This is a genomic window from Limosilactobacillus mucosae DSM 13345, from assembly GCF_001436025.1.
Classification (GTDB): Bacteria; Bacillota; Bacilli; order Lactobacillales; family Lactobacillaceae; genus Limosilactobacillus; species Limosilactobacillus mucosae.
Window position 1 is genome coordinate 1 of the sequence record NZ_AZEQ01000069.1, and the last position, 776, is coordinate 776.

The window sequence follows — 776 nt, forward strand, 5'->3', positions numbered from 1 at the left end:
TCCAGCTACACGATCGATGACAGCTGGAAAGTTGATGCCCAGACTTGGACGCAGCAGGATTCTTCCGACCTTTCCGACTACGGCTACACGGCACCTGACCGCGCTTCGGTAGCGGCGGTAACGGTTGATGGCAACACGACCGACGTAACGGAAAAAGTTTACTATGGTCACCAAACGATTCCGGTTACACCAACCAACCCAGCCACGCCAGGCAAACCAATCAATCCTAAGGGTAACGTGACCTATCCAGATGGCGTTGCCAAGGATGACTTGATTGACACGGTAAAACGGACGATTAACTATGTTGACGCAAATGGTAACCCGGTCAATGGTTCTCCTGATGGTACCAGTTCATACGAACAGACCGTAACATTTGAACGAATGGCAATCGTTGATAAGGTCACGGGTAAGATCCTAGGCTACGACACCAACAATGATGGTAAGGTTGACACCGAAAGTGCAGATCGTGCCTGGACGCCGCTGAGTGCTAAACTTAGCGAAGTTAAGTCAGCCGATCCAAAGACACTGGGCTTTGACAATGTTGATAAGTCGGCGGTATCTACAGTGACGGTAGTTCCTGGCCAGGCTGATCTGACGGCAACGGTTGTCTACAGCAATAACCCAGTCGTTGTATCGGGAACGATTACGTACATTGACGACACGACTGGCGTAACGCTGGATCAAGATAGTCTGCCAAGTGGTGAGGTTGGTTCCAAGATCAACTACACGACGGCAGATAAGATCAAGGATTATGAAGATCAAGGCTACGAATTGGT

1 protein-coding gene is annotated in these 776 nt (G+C 49.9%); it reads left to right on the forward strand.

The annotated features are described in order from the left end of the window. On the forward strand, positions 1-776 hold a 776-nt coding region (locus FC47_RS10710; RefSeq protein WP_420896575.1), incomplete at both ends, for a mucin-binding protein.